Source organism: Herbiconiux ginsengi, assembly GCF_900107435.1.
Lineage (GTDB): Bacteria > Actinomycetota > Actinomycetes > Actinomycetales > Microbacteriaceae > Herbiconiux > Herbiconiux ginsengi.
This window is the reverse complement of sequence record NZ_FNPZ01000001.1, coordinates 398,914-417,238: the sequence shown is the minus strand read 5'-3', so window position 1 is coordinate 417,238 and position 18,325 is coordinate 398,914. Positions and strand designations below refer to the sequence as shown.

The window sequence follows — 18,325 nt, the reverse complement described above, 5'->3', positions numbered from 1 at the left end:
GGCGGGTGCTGCCTGCACCGGTTCTTCGACCCTCGGGTGGCGCGGCCGGGCCGGCTCGCAGGCGGCGTGCGGATAATGGGCGGGTGAGCGCAGGATGATCGGGGGACTGACCCGCGTGCTCGGGCGAGTGCTCGGCCGGCCAGGGGCGGTGTCGTTCCGCAAGCAGGCCGCGGTCGTCGCGGAGGCGTCGGCGCTCGAGGACGACTACCGAGCGCGAACGGATGCGCAACTCCGCGACGCAGCCCGCCGCTACGCCGGCGCGCCTGACGACGGCGCGGTGTCGACGGCCGAGTTCCTCGCCGATGCGCGCGAGACCGCCGACCGCACCGTTCATCTCCGCCCGGTCGACGAACAACTGCTCGCGGCCGCCGCTCTCCTGGCCGGCAACGCGGTCGAGATGGACACCGGTGAGGGCAAGACCCTCGCCGGTGCGATCGCCGCCGCCGGCCTCGCCCTCCAGGGGCGTCAGGTGCACGTGCTCGCCGTTAACGACTACCTCGCCGCGCGCGACGCCGCGTGGATGGGTCCACTCTTCGCCTTCCTCGGCCTCGACGTGGCCGCGCTCGGCCAGTCGTCCACGCCGGAGGAACGGCGGGAGGCATACCGTGCCGACGTGCTCTACGTGCCGGTCGCGGAGGTCGGGTTCGACCTGCTGCGCGACCGGTTCGTGGTGTCGGCGGCCGACGCCGTGCATCCGGTGTTCGACGCGGCGATCGTCGACGAGGCCGACGCCGTCATGATCGACGAGGCCACCGTGCCGCTCGTGCTCGCCGGCGAGTCGGCCGAGGCCGCTGCGAGCATGGCGCGGGCCACCGAACTCGTGCGCGGGCTGCGCCCGGGCGTGCACTTCGAGGTCGATGACGACGGCGCCACCGTCACGCTGACCGACGCCGGACTCGACAGCCTCGAGTCGCACCTCGACGGCCTCAACCTCTACGGCGACGACGGGATCGGCCTGCTCACCCAGCTCAACCTCGCCCTGCATGCGAGGGAACTCGTGCACCGCGACGTCGACTACCTCGTCGACGACGGGGAGATCCGGCTGATCGACGCCGGTCGCGGCCGGGTGGCCCTGCGGCGACGCTGGCCGGATGGCCTGCATGCTGCGGTCGAAGCCAAAGAAGGGCTGCCCGTCTCGAGCGCCGGCGTCGTGCTCGACACGATCGCCATCCACGACCTGCTCACCCGCTACACGAGCCTCGCCGGCATGAGTGGAACGGTCGTCGCGGTGGCCGACGACCTGCTCGAGTTCTATCACCTCCCCACGGGGCGCATCGAGCGTCACGTGCCGAGCATCCGCATCGACGCACCCGAGCAGATCCTGCTGACGCAGGCCGAGAAGCGCGAGGCCGTGGTGTCCGCGGTGCGCGGGCTGCACGCATCCGGTCGCCCCGTGCTGGTGGGCACGCAGAGCGTGGCCGAATCGGATGCGCTCGCCACGGCCCTGGAGCACGCGGGCGTCGCCTCCACGGTGTTGAACGCGCGGAACGACGCCGACGAGGCGCGGATCGTGGCGGGAGCGGGTGCACTCGGCGCGGTGACGATCTCGACGCAGATGTCGGGCCGTGGCACCGACATCCGGCTCGGCGGGGTGGGCGACCGGTTCGGCGGAGCGGATGATGGCGCGGCCGGTGGCGACGACCGCAGGGTGGATGACGCGGGGAACGTCGACGCAGCCGCTGCGGCCGCCGCGGGCGCGGCCCACGACCGCGTGGCCGCCCTCGGTGGGCTGGCCGTCGTCTCCACCGGGCGCTACCCGTCGGGCCGGCTCGACGCACAGTTGCGCGGCCGGGCCGGACGCCAGGGCGACCCGGGCGGCAGCTTCTCCTTCGCCAGCCTCGACGACGACCTCGTGCGCACCTCCGCGCCGGCCCACGTGCTCACCGCGATCGAGCGCGACGGCGACGAGCTCCCGCCCGCCCGCCGTGCCACGATCCTGCGCGACAGCCAGGCGATCGCGGAGGGGCTCCGGCTCGACCGGCACCGCTCGACCTGGGGTTACAACCGGGTCGTGGTGCGGCAGCGGTCGGCCGTGCTCGACGTGCGCGACCGTCTGCTGGCCGAGGAGCACGCGACAGCCGGCACGGTGGAGGCCTCGATCGCCGACCGGATGCGCGAAGCCGCCCGCCAGATCGAGCTCTTCCACCTCGACGACGAGTGGCAGGCGCATCTTGCCCTGCTCTCCGAGGTGCGTGACGGCATCCACCTGCGGGCACTGGCCGGCCTGGTTCCGGTCGACGAGTTCAGTCGCATCGCGCGGGAGGAGTTCGACGGGTTCTTCGAACGCGTGGCGAGCCGCACCGCATCCGACGTCGCCGCGCTCACCATCGAGGCGCTCGACGACGGCCTGGCGGCGCTCGGCCTGAAACGGCCGTCGGCGACCTGGACCTACATGATGACCGACAACCCGCTCGGCACGCCCGGCGACCGGGCGGTGCGAGCGCTCGGTCGCGGCTGGCGACGTGCGCTCAACCTCGAGTAGCGGCCGCGAATCCGCAGACCGGGCTTTAACCAGAGGATGCGGCGACACGTTATCCGTGGCGCCGCATCCATCCCCCCGCCCCAGTCAGACGAGAAGCTGCAACCGGTCCCGATTCCGTTTGCAACTTGAGACTTCAATATCGCATACCCAAGCGCTATTCGGCAAGTGTTGTTCGGCAGATCGAGGTGGTCGATGTGGTCTCGACCACTCGCTGCCAGTCGGCGAAGTCCTCCGCTGGTTCACCAGTGGCCATCACACAGCGCTGTCGTGGCCTCCCTGCAACAGCCAGTCCGCCACATCCGGTCGCCGTGAATTCTTCAGCCGGTTGACGCAGTGGATGCGCCCCGACCCCTCCACCTTCTTCGCCAGATCGAAGAGTGCGGATTCGGCCTCGGCCGGAGGGAGGAGGTTGCGCAGCGCGACGGCCGCGTAGAGCGTGACGTCGTCGAGCAGACCGAGACGCGCGACCAGCCCGGCGTCGCCCGGCGTGCCGGAGATGCCGAGGAGGGCGAGCCCGCCCTTCACCTGCCAGTCGCGCACCCCGAATCGGCAGAGCCAACGCCCCAACTCGGCGAGGCGCAGACGGCTGACCCGGACGTCGAGCCGGATGGCCTCGAGCATCCGGTCGACGTCGTGCGGGCCCTGCAAGGCGGTGAGCCGCTCCGCGACGGTGTGCACCGAGGTGGTGCCGAGCGGGTTCCGGCACGCTTCGAGCACCGCGGCGGCCGCGAGCAGTGGGGCGTCGCCGTCATGGGGTGCGAGATGCTCGAGATAGGTCGTCCCCGGCAGGGGCTCGACGCCGTCGGGAGACCAGAGCGCGGGGCGGATCGTCGCCCGCCGTGCGCGCCTCATCGGACGGGCGAGAAGCCGCCCTTGCTGTCGTTCGTCATAGGTGTCGTCCTTCGCGGCGGACGTGGGCCATCGTCGTGCGCGGGCCGATCGCCCAGCGCGGAGGATCAGGCTAACGCGCGACCCCGTGCTCGGCAAGCCTCGGTTTCGCGACGGACGTGAGAACACTCATCCATGCCGCCGCCGGCATGCTCGCGGGGTTACTCTCAGCGTGGATCGCCTGGCGATCCCCACCACCAGCACGACGAGCGAGAGGCATCCCATGACCGGAGACCGCAGGGGCAGCCAGCTGCTCGGACTGGGCCACTTCCAGCCCGAACGCATCATGACCAACGAGGAACTCAGCCTCCTCGTCGACACCAACGACGAGTGGATCACTTCACGCACCGGCATCCGCACCCGCCACATCGCGAGCGAGACCGACACGGTCACGTCGATGGCCATCGAGGCGGGCCGGATGGCGCTCGCCGACGCCGGTGTCGCCGCGACGGATGTCGACCTCGTGATCGTCACCTCCGTCACGAGCCACGACCGCAGCCCCAGTTCCGCCGGTCGCGTCGCCGTCGGCCTCGGCATGGCGGGCCCCGGCATCTTCGACCTCAGTGCGGCGTGCCCGGGGTTCGAATACGCGCTGGGCGTCGCCGACATGGCGATCCGTGCCGGTTCGGCGACCACGGCCCTCGTCATCGGCTCCGAGAAGCTCAGCGAGTTCACCGACTACACCGACCGCTCCACCTGCATCCTGACGGCCGACGGCGCGGGCGCCTTCGTGCTCGGCGCCACCGACCGGCCGACCGTCGGGCCCACGGTCTGGGGTTCGGTGCCGCACCTGCTCGACGGTGTGCGCATCGACGGCGCTCCCGGCGAGCCCCGCTACTTCGCCCAGGAAGGCCGATCCGTCTTCCGCTGGGCCATCACCGAGGCGGCTGGTCATGCCGAACGTGCGGTGACCGCCGCCGGTCTCACGCTGGCCGACATCGAGATCCTGGTCAGCCACCAGGCCAATCTGCGCATCATCGAGCCGCTCGCCGAAGCGCTGCACCTGACCGACAAGATCGTGATCACCGACATCGTCGAATCCGGCAACACCTCGGCCGCGAGCGTGCCGCTCGGACTCTCCAAAGCGTGGCATCGCGGCGACATCCCGGCGGATGCGCCCGCTCTGCTCTTCGGGTTCGGCGGCGGGTTCGCCTATGCCGGACTGGTGGTGCACACCCCTGCTCGCGCGTAGGCTCCCCTCTCGTTCTGCGGATCGCAGAGCGAGGCGGATGCCGATGTCTGGAACCGGGTCAGGCCCAGCCGTCGATCCGACGGGTTCCCACCGGCCACCCGCCCGAAAGGCCTCCCCGCCCGCCGGGAAACCGGAGAGACCTAGCCGACCGGGAGCGCGCCCTCGACCACGCGACCGCGGGACACGACCGCGACGATGTTCGCGGTGTCCAGGGCGGCGATGTCGTTCCACGGCCGGCCGCGCAGCACCACGAAATCGGCCAGGTGGCCGGGCGCCAGGCGACCCAGCTGCGATTCGCGCCCGATCGCCCGGGCCGCCCGGGAGGTCGCCGCCTGGAGCGCGCGGTCCGGCGTCCAGCCGAAGGTCGCGGCCATCAGGCGCACCTCCGCCATCTGATCGCCGAAGCGCACGTGATGGCCGTTGGCGTCGGTGCCGAGCACGAAGTCGACGCCGGCGTCGGCGGCGGCCCTCATCCGGGTGTCGCGACGCTCCACCAACTCGCCGGCTTTGGCCGATTGCTCGGCCGAGACCCCGTTCTCGCCGGCGGCGATCCGGTCGTTGATGAGCAGGGTCGGCGCGACCGTGATGCCGGCCGCGACGATGCGGGAGGCCTGCGCGGAACTCAGCAGGGTGCCATGCTCGATCGAGTCGACGCCGTGTTCGAGCGCGGCGTCGATGCCGGCCTCCGTGTGCGCGTGGGCGGCCACGCGCATCCCGAGTGCATGGGCCTCATCGACGATGGCGTCGATCTCGGCACCGGTGTAGTTGCGCCAAGCGCTCTTGTCGCCGACCGAGAGCACGCCGCCGCTCGTGGCGATCTTCACGCCGTCGGCGCCCGCCCGCGCCCAGTGCCGCACCAGCTTGCGGCACTCGTCGGGGCCGTCGGCGAGAGGCTTGCGCAGGGGATAGGCAGGCGGGATGAAGAGATCGCCGTGCCCGGCCGTCATGCTCACCATGCCGTGCGCGAGCACGCGCGGGCCGGCCACGACGGCGTCGTCGATCGCCCGCCGCATCGAGAACTGGATGTCGTCGGCCGAGAGGTCGCGCACCGTCGTGACTCCGGCGCGCATCGCCGTCGCCGCGTTGGCGAGGCCGTGCAGCGTCTGCTCCTCGGGTCGAGTCATGAGCGGCCAGGTGAGGAAGTCGGCGGGCCGGTGACCGGCGTTGCCCACGAGGTGCACGTGCGTGTCGATGAGGCCCGGGATGACGGCGAGCTCGCCGGCCGGGGAGGAGGCGGCATCCGACGACCGCACGTCGGTGATGACGCCGTCGGTTCCGTCGAGGGCCCACTCGAGGGTGCTGATGCCGCGGGCGGCTTCGCCGTCCCAGAGCGCGATGTCGGTGATGCGGTTCATGGGTCTCTCTCAGGTGCGGGAGTTCTTGCGGGGGAACAGATGGCCGAGCGCGGCCGGAGGTCTCATCGTGGTGCCGGCCACCACGAGCACCGCGAGTGTCACCAGGTAGGGCGCAGCCGTGGCCAGCTCGGTGGGCAGAGGCACGAAGAGGAAGACCAGAAGCAGCACACCGCCGAGGACGAGGGGCGCGATGCCGGCTCGGCGATCGCCCCGGTACATCCGGAGCAGTCCGATCAGCAGGAACACCACGGCGAGGATGAACAGCAACGCCCGGAAGGTCTCCGGCCGCCCGAGGCCGACGGCGTCGCTGAAGCCGAACAACGACGAACCCAGAAAGACGCCGGAGGGCATCCAGTTGCCGAAGATCAGGGTGGCGAGGCCGATGAAGCCTCGGCCGGCGGTCTGATTCTCCACATAGGCCTGGGAGATGAGCGCGAGGTAGCCACCCGCGAACCCGGCGAGACCGCTGCCGACCAGCACGGCGATGTAGCGGGTGCGGTGAACCTTTCCGCCGAGCGCCTGCAGCGCGGCGGGCTGCTCGCCGGCGGCCCGCCAGCGCAGACCGAACTTGGTGCGCCAGAGAACGTAGGCCGTGGCCGGAATGAGCAGGAGGCCGAGGATGGCCGCGAGCGAGACGTCGCGGGTGAGGCCGCCGACGATGCCCCCGATCTGGGTCAGCACCGGGAGGCCGGAGCTCTCCATCGCGCGGGTCAGATCGACGGTGCCGAGACCGCCCGAGAGGAAGGGCACGCTGATCACCGGCAGGGAGCCGTCGATGCGCGGGGAATGGGCGATCGTTCCGCCGTCGACCCCGTTGAACACGATGTCGGACATGAACCGGGCGAGCGCCGCGGCGATGACGTTGATCGCCACGCCGACGACGAGCTGGTTGAGCCCCATCTCGATGCAGAGCACCGCCATCAGGAGTCCGAAGACGAGGCCGCCGACCACCCCGCCGCCGAGCGCGGCCCAGGGGCCCCACAGCCAGCCGAACAGGCCGGCCATCCAGGTTCCGCCGATCATCATGCCCTCGAGCCCGACGTTGATGATGCCGGCGCGTTCGGAATAGAGGCCGCCGATGGCGACCACGGCGATCGGCACCGTCAGCCGGAGCGCGGAGCCCCAGGTCGACGAGGCGGAGATACCCGGGGCGTCGGCGACGTACTGGGCCACGATGACCAGGGCCAGGCCGAGCAGTCCCCAGCGGAGGGCCGCACGGAGCCGTCGCGGGCTCGGCGCCAGCGATCGTGGTGCGGCCGCGGGCGCCGAAGCGGGTGTGGTCTCGACGGTGTCGGTCATCGTGCCGCCTCCAGTCCGGGGGTCGAGGGTGACGGTGGCGTGGGGCCGGCCGACCGGCGGCGCCGGATCGCGTTCCAGAGCGCGATGCGCTGATCGGCCCGCTCGGTCAGCCAATAGCCCACCGCCGAGCTCAGCAGGATGACGGCCATGAACACCGAGCCCACCTCGGTGGGCAGCTGCACCAGGCCGAGCACCTGCGAGCTGCGCTCCACGAACGCCAGGATGAGGGCGCCGAACGCCATGCCGATCGGGTGCGAGCGGCCGAGCAGGGCGGCCGCGAGTCCGGTGAACATGAGATCGGTGGGCAGGGTGCCGTCGAAGCGGAACGCGGTGCCGAGCACGTGCGGCAGCCCGATCAGCCCCGCGATCGCGCCGGAGCCGAGCATCGCCCAGATGATGCGCCGGTTCACCTTGATGCCCGCCGATTCGGCTGCTTCGGGCGAGCGTGCCGCGACCTGCAGGGTGAAGCCGAACACCGTGCGGTACTGGATGAGATAGAACAGGATGCCGACCACCACCGCCACGACGAGGAACCCGGAGATCGTCGTGCGGTTGCCGATGCCCAGGTCGATGAGGGCCGGCATCGCTCCGTCGGGGCCGATGATCGCGGTGCCCGTGTTCTGGCCGCTGCCGGAGCGGAAGACGTGCGCGAGCAGGATCGCGACCACCGTGGTGGCGATCGCGTTCATCAGGATTGACGTGATCACCTCGCTGACACCGCGGTAGACCTTGAGCAGAGCCGGAACGAGTGCCCAGAGCGCGCCCACGAGGCAGCAGACCAGAAGGGTGATCGGCAGGCGCAGCCACAGCGGCAACGGCAGGTTGGCCGCGACCACCGCTCCGGCGAGGGCGGCGACGCGGTACTGCCCGTCGACGCCGATGTTGAACAGGCCCATCCGCAGCGCGAACGCGGCGGCGACTCCGGCGAGGTAGAGCGGCACGGCGTTGTTCACCGTCGACACGAGTGAGGCCGGTTCGATGCCGTAGTTCCACATGACCTCGTAGGCGCTCGCGGCGGAGTATCCGCCGAAGGTGAGGAACAGGGTGGTCACGAGCAGAGCGAGCAGCACCGAGACGATCGGGCCGGCCAGGGCGACGGCGATGCGGCGGATCATGCGGCGGCTCCTTCGGGGTCGGGGCGGGAGCCGGCATCCGGCGCCTGACCACGCACGCCGGTCATGTACTCGCCGAGCACCTGGGCGTCGACGGTCTTCGGGTCGAGTTCGCCCACCACTCGTCCGCGATAGAACACCAGCAGCCGGTCGGAGAGGGCGAGCAGTTCGTCGAGGTCGGCGGAGATGAGCAAGGTGCCCAGCCCTTCGTCGCGCGCCGCCGTCAATTCGTTCCACACCGCCGACTGGGCGCCGATGTCGACGCCGCGAGTGGGATGCGCCGCGATGAGCACCTTCGGGTGCGAACCGAGCTCCCGGCCCACGATGAACTTCTGCTGGTTTCCGCCCGAGAGCGCGGAGGCGAGCGTCGACGGATCGCCGCCGCGCACATCGAACCGGGAGATGATCGTGCGCGCCACGCCCGCCGCGCCCGCGCGGCTGAACCACGGCCCTCGCTTCACCGGCGGACGGGCGTGGTAGCCGAGGGCCGCGTTCTCGCGCAGGGGCATCGAGAGCACGACGCCGTCGCGGTGCCGGTCTTCGGGGATGTAGGCCATCCCGCGCTCCCGGCGTGCCTCGGTCGAGAGGTCGGTGATGTCGGCGTCTCCCATCGAGATGGTTCCCGAGTGCTTGGCGCGGCCGAGCAGGGCCATCAGCAGCTCGGACTGCCCGTTGCCCTCGACGCCCGCGACGCCGACGATCTCGCCGCTGTGCACCTCGAGCGAGACGTCGTCGAGAGCCGGCACCTCGCCGGCGTCGCCGACGGTGACGCCAGCGGCGCTGAGCACGACGGCGGTTCCCGGGGCGACCTCGCGTGGCGCGACGCTCGGCATCGCGACCTTCACCATGAGCGCGGCGAGGGCCGGGGCCGATGATTCGGCCGGAGTGGTGCGCCCCACGACGGCGCCGGCCCGGATGACCGTGATGTCGTCGGCGAAGTCGAGCACCTCGTCGAGCTTGTGCGAGATGAAGATGACCGCCGCGCCGGCCTCGGTGAAGCGTCGCATCGCGGCGAACAACGATTGCGCCTCGCTCGGCACGAGCACGGCGGTCGGTTCGTCGAGGATGATCACCCGGGCATCGCGGTAGAGCACCTTGAGGATCTCGACGCGCTGGCGCCCGCCGACGCCGAGGTCGCGCACGACCGCATCGACGTCGACGGGGAAGCCGTTGGCCGCGGCGATTTCGCCGACCCGTCGCCGGGCCGCCGCACTGTCGAGCCGGAGCGCCGTGCCCGGCTCGTCGGCGAGCACGACGTTCTCCCACACCCGGAGGGCGTCGGCGAGCAGGAAGTGCTGGTGCACCATGCCGATCCCGGCCTGCTGGGCATCCCGAGGCGACCGGAACGAGTGCGGCGCACCCGCGATCTCGATCGTGCCTTCGTCGGGGTGCTCCTCGCCGGCCAGGATCTTCATGAGGGTCGACTTCCCCGCGCCGTTCTCGCCGACGATCGCATGCACGGTGCCCGCTCGAACGGCGAGATCGATGTGATCGTTGGCGACGAAGGTGCCGAACCTCTTCACGATGCCGGTGAGGCGCACCAGCACGTCCTGCTCCTGCACGGTCGCTCCGTCTCCGATCGGTGTCAGGCCGTGGCGGTCAGACCGCGGTCGGCACGGTGACGGTGCCGTCGATGATGGCCTGCTTCGCCTTCTCCAACTGGTCGGAGTAGGAGTCGAGGAACCCGCCGCTGGTGGAATAGCCGACGCCGTCGTTCGAGAGATCGAAGTCCTGCTCGCCGGGCTCGAGAGTGCCGTCCAGGAACGCCTTGATCGAGTCCTCCACGGCGACGTTGACGTTCTTGATGGCCGAGGTCAGGATGAACGGTTTGATCGACTCGTCGACCTGGTTGTAGACGTCGCCGTCGACACCGATGGCCCAGTTCTTCTGAGTATCGGTGCTGGAGGATGCCGCCTGCTCGTAGACGCCCTGGCCCGATCCGCCGGCTGCCGCGTAGACGACGTCGGCCCCGCCGGCGTACATCGAGGCGGCGGCCTCCTTGCCCTTGGTCGGGTCGGAGAAGCCGGTGAAGTCACCGAGCGGGGAGAGGTAGGTCTTGTCGACCACGATGTCGGGGTTCACCGACTTCGCGCCGGCCTCGTAGCCGACGAAGAAGTTCTGGATCGACGGCTGGTCGACGCCGCCGACGAACCCGATGTGGCCGGTCTTCGAGGTCAGTGCCGCGGCGACTCCGACCAGGTACGACGACTGCTCGGCCGCGAACGAGATGGTCGTGACATCCGGGATCTCGGTCCCTTTGTCGATGTCGACCGCGACGAACTGCGTGTCGGGGTGGTCGGTGGTCTGCTCCATCGGCGTGGCGTACTGGAAGCCGATGCCGATGGCGAGACCGGCGCCCTGGGAGATGGCGAGGTCGAGGCGGTCCTGGTAGTCGTCGGTGTTCGGGCTCGAGAAGTCGAGCGGCGTGAAGTCGAGGGTGGACTGCGCGTCGGTGAAGCCCTTGTAGGCGCTGTCCATGAACGAGAAGTCGCCCGTGGTGCCGTAGAGCATGGCCACCTTCGGCGTGTCGGCGTCGGCGCTGGGCTGCACGGTCGCGGTCTTGCCGGAGCAGCCGGTCAAGACGAGGGATGCCGCCAGAGCGGCGCCGCCGAGCACCACGAGTTTGCGTGAGAGGGACATGGGTCTCCTTTGGTAATCGATTGCAAGAATGGGAGAAGAAGAGCGAGGTGCGATGTGACCCAGTGTTCGCTTCACCCGTTGCTGTCGGGTTGCTGGCATGTTTCTATCATGTTTAACGTGGGCAAAATGCTGAAATCGTTTGCCCGACGTTGCCGATTCTGTTCTAACCTGGCGGGGTGGACGCATCAGCACAACCGACTCTCGCCGATGTCGCCGAACGCGCCGGGGTGAGCGTCGCCACGGCGTCGCGGGCCCTCTCGGGGGCGCGGCCGGTCTCCGGCGACCTCCAGCGGAAGGTGCGTGAAGCGAGCCGCTCGCTCGGTTACCGGCGGAATGCGGTGGCCAGCGCCCTGAGGCTCCAGCGCACCGAGACCGTCGGGCTGGTGCTGCCGCGCTACACCACGTTCTTCCTGTCGGCGCTGATCGAGTCGGTCAGCGACGGACTGGAGCGCAACGACATGTCGCTCGTGCTGCGCTACTCCGAGCCCGATGCGGTGCACGACCGCGACAACGTCGAGTCGCTGATCGCACGCCGCGTCGACGGCATCATCATCTGCCCGCCGTCGCTCGAGGCCAGCCGGGAGTCGATCGAGGCCGCCGGTGCCGTGCCGATCGTGCAGGTGGGACGGTTCGTCGAGACCGACCAGTCGGACTCCGTGGGCCTGGATGAAGACCGCGCGACCGGCATGCTCATCGCGCACCTGATCGCGCAGGAGACCCGGAGCCTCGTGATCGTAGGACTCGACGAGACCGTGACGGCCGACGCCCGGCGCATCCGTGCGCTCCGGGCCGCGGCCGAGTCGGCGCAGGTCGAGGTGTCGGTGGCCGAGGTCACCCCCGCGGTGCTCGAGGGGGGCATCCGGGCGGGCGAACGCATCGCCGCGAGAGCGGTGCGTTCGGAAGGAGCCGGAACGGGGCGGGCGTCGTGGGGCGGGCCCGACGCGATCGTGTGCGCGAACGACGACGTCGCATCCGGAGTGCTCGCCGTGCTGCGGATGCGCGGGGTGGGTGTTCCCGAGGCGGTGCAGGTGGCGAGCCTGCTCGACCTCGCTCCGGCCGCTCCCGGCGATCGGACGATCACGAGTCTGCGGCATCCGTGGCCGGAGATGGGGAGGGAGGCGGTGCGCCTGCTGATCGACGCCGGCGCCCGGCCCGGGGACCGTGTCGCCCGCAGGGTCAGCCTCGCCCCCCAGCTCGTTCCCGGCGCCTCCACCCGTCGTTGAGGAATCGACGTGCAAAACGTTTTGGGTATGGCTAGAGTTCTGCCATGACCTCGGAACGCCCGCGCTCGGCGACGATCAAAGACGTCGCCCGGGTAGCGCAGGTGAGCATGACCACGGTGTCGCACGCGCTCTCGGCGAAGCGGCCGGTGAACGCCGAGACGGCCGAGCGCATCCAGGCCGCGATCGACGCCCTCGGCTACGTGCCGCATTCGGCTGCCCGCACGCTGCAGGCGGGCAAGACGTTCATGCTCGGGCTCGTGGTGCCGGATGTCTCCGACCCGTTCTTCGGCCGGCTCGCGGTGGCGGTCGAGCGCGCGGCCGACGAGAACGACTACGGGGTCGTGCTCAGCAGCTCGAACGGTGCGCCGGCCCGGGATGCGCGCTACTTCAACCTGCTGCGCTCCCGGTCGATCGATGGGCTGATCTACGTGGCTGGCGCCCTGAGGCGCGACAACCAGTTGGCCGAGCTGGCGCGCTCGTTCCCGATCGTGCTCGCCGACGAATGGGTCGAGGGGCTCGACGGCATCCCGCTGGTCGCATCGGACAACCGCGAGGGCGGGCGACTCGCGGGGGAGCACCTGCGCGACCTCGGGCACCGCTCGGTCGCGGTGCTCGCCGGTCCGCGCGGGCTGCGCTCGGCCGAGGAGCGGGTCGCCGGGTTCTGCGCGGTGTTCCCGCACGCCGAGGTCCTGAGCGGGGACTTCAGCGAGGAGACCGCGTTCTCGCGCACGGCCGAGCGGGCGGCGCGGCATCCGCTGCCCACCGCGATCTTCGCCTCGAACGACCTGGCTGCCTTCGGCGTGGTCGATGCGCTCGGCGCGGCCGGTCTCGCGGTGCCGACGGATGTCTCGGTCGTCGGTTTCGACGACGTCGCCCTCGCCCGCCGCATCTCGCCCGCCCTCACCACGGTTCGGCAAGACGTCGACGAGATCGGCCGGCAGGCCGTGCAGACGCTGCTCGAGCTCGTGGCGGGCGACGCCCCGTCTCCGGTTCCGCCGTGCCCCGTCGAGCTCGTCGTGCGTGCGAGCACCGCCCCGCCTCCTCCTCCCTCCTCTACCAGAAAGGACCGCCCGTGACGCGAGTGCTCCTCCTCGGCGAATCCTGGTTCGTCCACTCGATCCACCAGAAGGGGTTCGACTCCTTCACGACCTCGGAGTTCACGCTCGGCGGCGTCGAGTTCGTGGCGGCGCTGCGCGCGGCAAGCCACGAGGTGACCCACGTGCCGTGCCACGAGATCTCCTCGCGCGTGCCGAGCACGCCCGAGGAGCTGCGGGCCGTGGCCGACGTGATCGTGGTCTCCGACGTGGGGGCGAACACCTTCCAGCTGCCACCGGCCACCTTCGGCCGATCGGAGGAGCAGCCCGATCGAACGGATGCGCTGCGCGGCTTCGTCGAACACGGCGGCGGCCTGCTGATGGCCGGCGGCTACATGACGTTCTCCGGCATCGACGCGAAGGCGCGCTGGGGGCGCACCCCGCTCGCCGCGGCGCTTCCCGTGGGCGTGCTCGACCGTGACGACCGCGTGGAACTCGCGGCGGGCGCGGCCCCGCAGACCGAGACGGAGCATCCGATCACCGCGGGGCTCACAGGAACCTGGCCGAATCTCCTCGGCCTCAACGAGGTGACGGTGCGCGAGACGGCGACCGAGCTCGCGAGCTGTGCCGGGCATCCGCTGCTCGTCGTCGACGACTACGGCGCGGGGCGCTCGGCCGCGTTCACCTCCGACGTCGCACCGCACTGGGCGCCTCCCGGGTTCGTGGAGTGGGAGGGCTACGGACGGCTCTTCGACCGCACCGTACGCTGGCTGGCCGGAGAGGAACTCGCATGACCGACTCGCGAGGCACCCGCACGAAGCACGACCCGGTGATCGACGACGGCACGCACGCCGACTCGGTGACCGTCGCGAGCGGCTCCGACACGGTCGACACCGTGATCACGCACGCGACCGTGCTCACCCACACCACCCGCCCGGCGCCCGGCTATCCCGAGCTGCCGCGCGAGGATACGGCCGCACGCGGTACTGCGACGTTCCTCGCCGATCACGCCATCGGCATCCGGGGCGGGGCGATCGTCTGGATCGTGCCGACCGCCGAGGTCGAGGTGGCCGTGCTCGCGCAGGCCGCGGTGATCGACGCCCACGGGCAGGTCGCCATCCCGGGCCTGATGAACTCGCACACGCACTCGCCGATGACGATGTTCCGCGGCTCGGCCGAAGACGTGCCGACGAACGAGTGGTTCAACAAGCACATCTGGCCGATGGAGGTGAACCTCACCGAGCGCGACGTGATGCTCGGCGCGCAGCTCGCGATCGGCGAGATGCTGCTCGCCGGCGTCACGAACTTCGCCGACCACTACTTCTCGACCGACCGGATCGCCGAGGTGGTGGAGGCGAGCGGCGCCCGCGCGCTGTTGGCGTCGACCTTCTTCTCGTCGGAGGGTCAGGCGGGGCTCGAGCGCTCCGCTGCCTTCGCCGAGCGCTGGAACGGCGCCGCCGGCGGCCGCATCACCACCGCGATGGGCCCGCACGCGACCTACACCGTGAACGACGCCGACCTCGCCACGACCGCCGAGCACGCCCGGCGGCTGGGGGTGCGCACGCACATCCACGCCGCCGAGAGCCGGGGGCAGACCGAGTCGAGCCTCGCCGGCCGTGGCGTCACCCCGGTGCAGGTGCTGCACGACACGGGCATCCTCGAGACCGGCGCGATCATCGCCCACGGCGCCGGCATCGTCGAGAGCGACCTCGAGTGGCTCGTGCCCTACGCCGACCGCGTGGCGGTGGCATCCTGCCCGAAGGTGTACATGAAGCATGCGCACACCACCACTCCGGTGCGGATGCTGCACGACGCCGGCATCACGGTGGGTCTCGGCACCGACGGACCCGCCTCGCACAACACCCTCGACGTGCTCGAGAGCCTGCGGATGCTCTCGCTCAAGCAGAAGGACGCCCTGCTCGACGCCACCTGGCTCACCTCGGCGCACGCTCTCGACATCGCCACCCGGCAGAGCGCAGCCGCCTTCGGGCTGCAGGACTCCCTCGGCGCCCTGCTGCCGGGCTACCGCGCCGACATCGTGCTGATCGACGTGCGCAAACCACACCTGCAGCCCATGCACGACCTCGCCGCGGCTCTCGTGCTGAGCGTCAAGTCGAGCGACGTGACGACGGTGCTGGTCGACGGGCGCATCGTGGTCGAGAACGGGCGCCTCACCACGATCGACACGGATGCCGCGGCCGAGGAGCTGACCCGGCGCATCCCCGAGCTGACCGATCGTTCGCGGGGGTCCATCCAGGAGTACGCGCCGTGATCGAGGCCTATTCGACTCCGTGGACCGACGTCGCCGCCCACTTCGCGCGGTCGGCCGCGGCGGCACCCGGCGACCGTGCGAGCGCGGCATCCGGGCTGGCCCTGCTGCCGTTCGGGGCGCTGGAGCAGCACGGGCCGCAGCTGCCCCTCGGCACCGACACGGCGACGGCCGCCGAGGTCGCCCGGCGGCTGGCGATGCGACTCGATGCCGTTCTGCTGCCGCCGGTGCACTACGGCGACACGTGGAACAACGCCGGGTATCCGGGAACGGTGTCGCTGTCCAGTGCCACCGTCACGGCCATCGCGGTCGACATCGGGCGGGCGCTCGTCGGATCGGGCGCGCGCGGGCTCGTGATCGTGAACGGTGACTGGGGCAACCGCCAGCCGCTCTACGCGGCGGTGCGGCTCCTGAACGACGAAGGCGTTCTGCCGGCGATCGCGCTCGACTACCCGGGCATGGACGCGGCGATCGATCGGGTGCGCGAGAGTGCCGCCGCGGCGCCCGGGCTCAACCACGCCGAGGAGGTCGAGACGTCGCTCATGCTCGCGATCGCCCCCGGAACCGTGCGCACCGATCGCTACGTGTCGTCGTATCCGGCATTCCCGAGCGACTTCGGCACGCGGCCGATGCAGCTGCACCCGTTCTCGGAGTCGGGCGTGTTCGGCGATCCGTCGTCCGCCACCGCGGCCAAGGGGGAGGACATCCTGACGGCCACCGTCGAGGCCTCGCTCGCGGTGCTCGCCGACTTCGTGGCGTCGCTCCCGCGCCCCTGACCTCGCGGCTCCCGGCCCATCGCCCGGGAGGACGGCCGCCGTTCGGGAGGACCGGCGGTCCTCCCGAACGTGCCGCGGGCGCGAGTGTCCTCCCGAACGGAGGGGCGCGGCGGGGTGCGCCGGGCCGGCGTCAGCGCACGAAGGACTCGACGCCCGCCTCGACGGTGTCGTGCAGGGCCTCGCGCTCGCGCCGTGACAGGAACGCGGCCTCCACGGCCGCGAACTCGGCCTCGGCGAACTCCTCGGGCCCCCAGCCGAACTCGGCCTCGATGGTGCGCATCTCGGCGCTGATCGAGGTGGTCGACATGCCCCGGTTGTCCGGGTTCACGGTGACCGTGAACCCGAGTTCGCGCAGCAGGTCGATCGGATGGTTCGCGACGCCGTCGACCACGCCCCCGGCGTTCGAGGTGACGCAGACCTCGAGCGGGATGCGCCGATCCACCACCCACTGCGCCGTGCGGCCGAGCCGGAGGGAGGCGGGGCCGGCAGCGCGCGCCGCGGCGACATCCCGCACCGCGGTGCGGACACCCAGCGGTCGCCCGTCGAGGGTGACGTCTTCGATCACGCGCACCCCGTGTCCGAGGCGGAGGGCGTGGGCGAGGTGCACGGTCTCCCACACGCTGTGCTCGCCGTCGGCCTCCCCGGTGTGGATGGTGAAGGGGATGCCCTCGCGCTCGAGCAATGTGGTGGCGTCGAGGTGGTGGCGCACGGGGAACCCGTCCTCGGCTCCGGCGAGGTCGAACCCGGCCACGCTTCCGCCCCATTCGCCGTACGTGTCGACCACCAGGCGGGCGATCTCGTAGCTCAGCGTCGACGTGCGCATGCCGCAGATCAGCTGCCGCGCGCGGATCGACCCACCCGCTGCTGCGACGAGCGCTTCGCCTTCGGCCAGACCCGCTGCCACCGCTTCGACCGCGACCCGCAACGGCAGGCCACCCAGGATGTGCTTCTCCGGCGCCCAGCGCGTCTCGCCGTAGACGACGCCGTCGGCCGCGGCTTCGAGCACCCACTCGCGGGCGACCCGCACGATCGACTCCTCGGTCTGCATGGCGCGGGTGGTGAGACCGAACTTCTCGTCCCAGTTCTCGATCGTGGGCACCGTGATCTCGCCGGTAAACCACTTCGTGAGCTTCTCGGGGTCGTCGTAGGGCAGCGTCACGCCCTGGCGGCCGGCGAGCTCGATGAGCGTCTCGGGCCGCAATGAACCGTCGAGGTGATCGTGCAACGTCACCTTGGGGAACGTCGCATACGGCTCCGACGGCTGTGACCAGCGCGGATACCCCTCGAACACCGGCACCACAGGCGCGGGCGAAGCGGATGTCGCCTCCGCGCCGCTCACTGGAATGCCGCCAGCCCGAACGACACCATGTTCTCGAACGTCGCCTCGCGCTCGGCCGCGGTCATCTCCGCCCCCGGCAGGTCGCTCACGGTGCCCACCATTAGAGCATCGAACCCCTCCTTGCGGGCGACGGCGTAGAGACCCGCCGCCTCCATGTCGATGCCGATCGTGCCGTACTCGAGCAGCCCGGGCACCAGCGTCGTGTCGGGGTTGTAGAAGCTGTCGGTGGTGAACAGCGGGCCCACGTGCAGCCGCTTTCCCGTCGTCTCGCCGTGCTCGACGACTTTGCGCAGCAGCGCGAAGTCGGGCGCGTGGCTGAGCGTCACGCCCGGCACCCACTCGCTGGTCATCGCCGAGTTGGTATGGGCGGCGGATGCCGCGATCACGTCGCCGAGCTGCAGGTACGGCGCGATGCCGCCGATCGTCCCCACCCGCACGATCCGCTTCACGTCGAAGAAGCGCGCGAGTTCGGTGGAGTAGATCGCCATCGACGGCATGCCCATGCCCGAGGCGAGAACCGACACGGGCTTGCCGTTGAAGGTGCCCGTGTAGCCCAGGATGCCGCGCACCTCGGTGACGAGGCGAGGGGAGTCGAAGAACGTCTCGGCGATGAGCTTCGCCCGGCGCGGGTCTCCTGGCATGAGCACGTCGGGGGCGAAGTCGCCCGGTTCGGCGCCGATGTGGGGTGTTGCCATCGTGGTTCCTCTCGAACGGGG

General features: G+C 70.8%; 15 protein-coding genes. 7 read left to right on the top strand and 8 right to left on the bottom strand.

The window, feature by feature from the left end; genetic code table 11:
* Window positions 1-94 precede the first annotated feature (94 nt).
* The gene (locus BLW00_RS01980) at window positions 95-2,482 is read left to right on the top strand and encodes a preprotein translocase subunit SecA (RefSeq protein ID WP_217634266.1); all 2,388 of its coding nucleotides are present in this window, start codon (window positions 95-97) and stop codon (window positions 2,480-2,482) included.
* Window positions 2,483-2,734: 252 nt separating this feature from the next.
* Here BLW00_RS01980 and BLW00_RS01975 read toward each other — a convergent pair whose 3' ends face one another.
* Window positions 2,735-3,334 carry a hypothetical protein gene (locus tag BLW00_RS01975; protein WP_092548414.1) on the bottom strand — a complete coding sequence of 200 codons (600 nt, stop codon included), beginning with the start codon at window positions 3,332-3,334 and terminating at the stop codon, window positions 2,735-2,737.
* 259 nt (window positions 3,335-3,593) lie between these two features.
* On the opposite strand from BLW00_RS01975, the gene BLW00_RS01970 reads away from it, so the two are divergent.
* Window positions 3,594-4,562, top strand: coding sequence for a beta-ketoacyl-ACP synthase 3 (locus BLW00_RS01970; protein WP_092548411.1), 969 nt, complete (start codon window positions 3,594-3,596; stop codon window positions 4,560-4,562).
* Between the two features lie 140 nt (window positions 4,563-4,702).
* Here BLW00_RS01970 and BLW00_RS01965 read toward each other — a convergent pair whose 3' ends face one another.
* Genes BLW00_RS01965 through BLW00_RS01945 form a run of 5 tightly spaced genes read right to left on the bottom strand, consistent with a single transcriptional unit; the run spans window position 4,703 to window position 10,968 of the window.
* Window positions 4,703-5,917 (bottom strand): metal-dependent hydrolase family protein, encoded by a 1,215-nt coding sequence (locus BLW00_RS01965; protein ID WP_092548408.1) that lies wholly within the window; start codon window positions 5,915-5,917, stop codon window positions 4,703-4,705.
* 9 nt (window positions 5,918-5,926) lie between these two features.
* Complete coding sequence (locus BLW00_RS01960; protein WP_092548405.1) at window positions 5,927-7,216, bottom strand: ABC transporter permease; 1,290 nt, start codon at window positions 7,214-7,216, stop codon at window positions 5,927-5,929.
* Window positions 7,213-8,331 carry an ABC transporter permease gene (locus BLW00_RS01955; protein WP_092548402.1) on the bottom strand — a complete coding sequence of 373 codons (1,119 nt, stop codon included), beginning with the start codon at window positions 8,329-8,331 and terminating at the stop codon, window positions 7,213-7,215. Before BLW00_RS01955 ends, BLW00_RS01960 begins: the two co-directional genes overlap by 4 nt.
* Window positions 8,328-9,890, bottom strand: a complete 1,563-nt coding sequence (locus BLW00_RS01950) for an ABC transporter ATP-binding protein (protein WP_092548399.1) — start codon at window positions 9,888-9,890, stop codon at window positions 8,328-8,330. Before BLW00_RS01950 ends, BLW00_RS01955 begins: the two co-directional genes overlap by 4 nt.
* A 37-nt stretch (window positions 9,891-9,927) precedes the next feature.
* Complete coding sequence (locus tag BLW00_RS01945; RefSeq protein ID WP_175494092.1) at window positions 9,928-10,968, bottom strand: BMP family lipoprotein; 1,041 nt, start codon at window positions 10,966-10,968, stop codon at window positions 9,928-9,930.
* 176 nt (window positions 10,969-11,144) lie between these two features.
* Between BLW00_RS01945 and BLW00_RS01940 the strand changes: the two genes are divergently transcribed.
* The 5 genes from BLW00_RS01940 to BLW00_RS01920 are packed head-to-tail and all read left to right on the top strand — an operon-like array spanning window position 11,145 to window position 16,270.
* Window positions 11,145-12,191 carry a LacI family DNA-binding transcriptional regulator gene (locus BLW00_RS01940; RefSeq protein WP_092548393.1) on the top strand — a complete coding sequence of 349 codons (1,047 nt, stop codon included), beginning with the start codon at window positions 11,145-11,147 and terminating at the stop codon, window positions 12,189-12,191.
* A gap of 44 nt (window positions 12,192-12,235) precedes the next feature.
* The gene (locus BLW00_RS01935; RefSeq protein WP_092548390.1) at window positions 12,236-13,267 is read left to right on the top strand and encodes a LacI family DNA-binding transcriptional regulator; all 1,032 of its coding nucleotides are present in this window, start codon (window positions 12,236-12,238) and stop codon (window positions 13,265-13,267) included.
* Window positions 13,264-14,019 (top strand): glutamine amidotransferase, encoded by a 756-nt coding sequence (locus BLW00_RS01930; RefSeq protein WP_092548387.1) that lies wholly within the window; start codon window positions 13,264-13,266, stop codon window positions 14,017-14,019. The genes BLW00_RS01935 and BLW00_RS01930 overlap by 4 nt, the downstream gene beginning before the upstream one ends.
* Window positions 14,016-15,497, top strand: coding sequence for an amidohydrolase (locus tag BLW00_RS01925; RefSeq protein WP_092548384.1), 1,482 nt, complete (start codon window positions 14,016-14,018; stop codon window positions 15,495-15,497). Before BLW00_RS01930 ends, BLW00_RS01925 begins: the two co-directional genes overlap by 4 nt.
* Complete coding sequence (locus BLW00_RS01920) at window positions 15,494-16,270, top strand: creatininase family protein (RefSeq protein ID WP_092548381.1); 777 nt, start codon at window positions 15,494-15,496, stop codon at window positions 16,268-16,270. Before BLW00_RS01925 ends, BLW00_RS01920 begins: the two co-directional genes overlap by 4 nt.
* 130 nt (window positions 16,271-16,400) lie before the next feature.
* Here BLW00_RS01920 and BLW00_RS01915 read toward each other — a convergent pair whose 3' ends face one another.
* Entirely contained in the window at window positions 16,401-17,609 is a 1,209-nt protein-coding gene (locus BLW00_RS01915) for an adenosine deaminase family protein (protein ID WP_175494091.1), read from the bottom strand.
* Complete coding sequence (locus BLW00_RS01910; protein ID WP_092548375.1) at window positions 17,606-18,304, bottom strand: purine-nucleoside phosphorylase; 699 nt, start codon at window positions 18,302-18,304, stop codon at window positions 17,606-17,608. The genes BLW00_RS01915 and BLW00_RS01910 overlap by 4 nt, the downstream gene beginning before the upstream one ends.
* Window positions 18,305-18,325 lie beyond the last annotated feature (21 nt).

Bases quoted from the DNA above. Each gene is read 5' to 3' on its own strand.
- BLW00_RS01935 (WP_092548390.1), top strand. From the start codon at position 12,236: ATGACCTCGGAACGCCCGCGCTCGGCGACGATCAAAGACGTCGCCCGG.
- BLW00_RS01965 (WP_092548408.1), bottom strand. From the start codon at position 5,917: ATGAACCGCATCACCGACATCGCGCTCTGGGACGGCGAAGCCGCCCGC.
- BLW00_RS01975 (WP_092548414.1), bottom strand. From the start codon at position 3,334: ATGAGGCGCGCACGGCGGGCGACGATCCGCCCCGCGCTCTGGTCTCCC.
- BLW00_RS01945 (WP_175494092.1), bottom strand. From the start codon at position 10,968: ATGTCCCTCTCACGCAAACTCGTGGTGCTCGGCGGCGCCGCTCTGGCG.
- BLW00_RS01970 (WP_092548411.1), top strand. From the start codon at position 3,594: ATGACCGGAGACCGCAGGGGCAGCCAGCTGCTCGGACTGGGCCACTTC.
- BLW00_RS01925 (WP_092548384.1), top strand. From the start codon at position 14,016: ATGACCGACTCGCGAGGCACCCGCACGAAGCACGACCCGGTGATCGAC.
- BLW00_RS01980 (WP_217634266.1), top strand. From the start codon at position 95: ATGATCGGGGGACTGACCCGCGTGCTCGGGCGAGTGCTCGGCCGGCCA.
- BLW00_RS01960 (WP_092548405.1), bottom strand. From the start codon at position 7,216: ATGACCGACACCGTCGAGACCACACCCGCTTCGGCGCCCGCGGCCGCA.
- BLW00_RS01910 (WP_092548375.1), bottom strand. From the start codon at position 18,304: ATGGCAACACCCCACATCGGCGCCGAACCGGGCGACTTCGCCCCCGAC.
- BLW00_RS01955 (WP_092548402.1), bottom strand. From the start codon at position 8,331: ATGATCCGCCGCATCGCCGTCGCCCTGGCCGGCCCGATCGTCTCGGTG.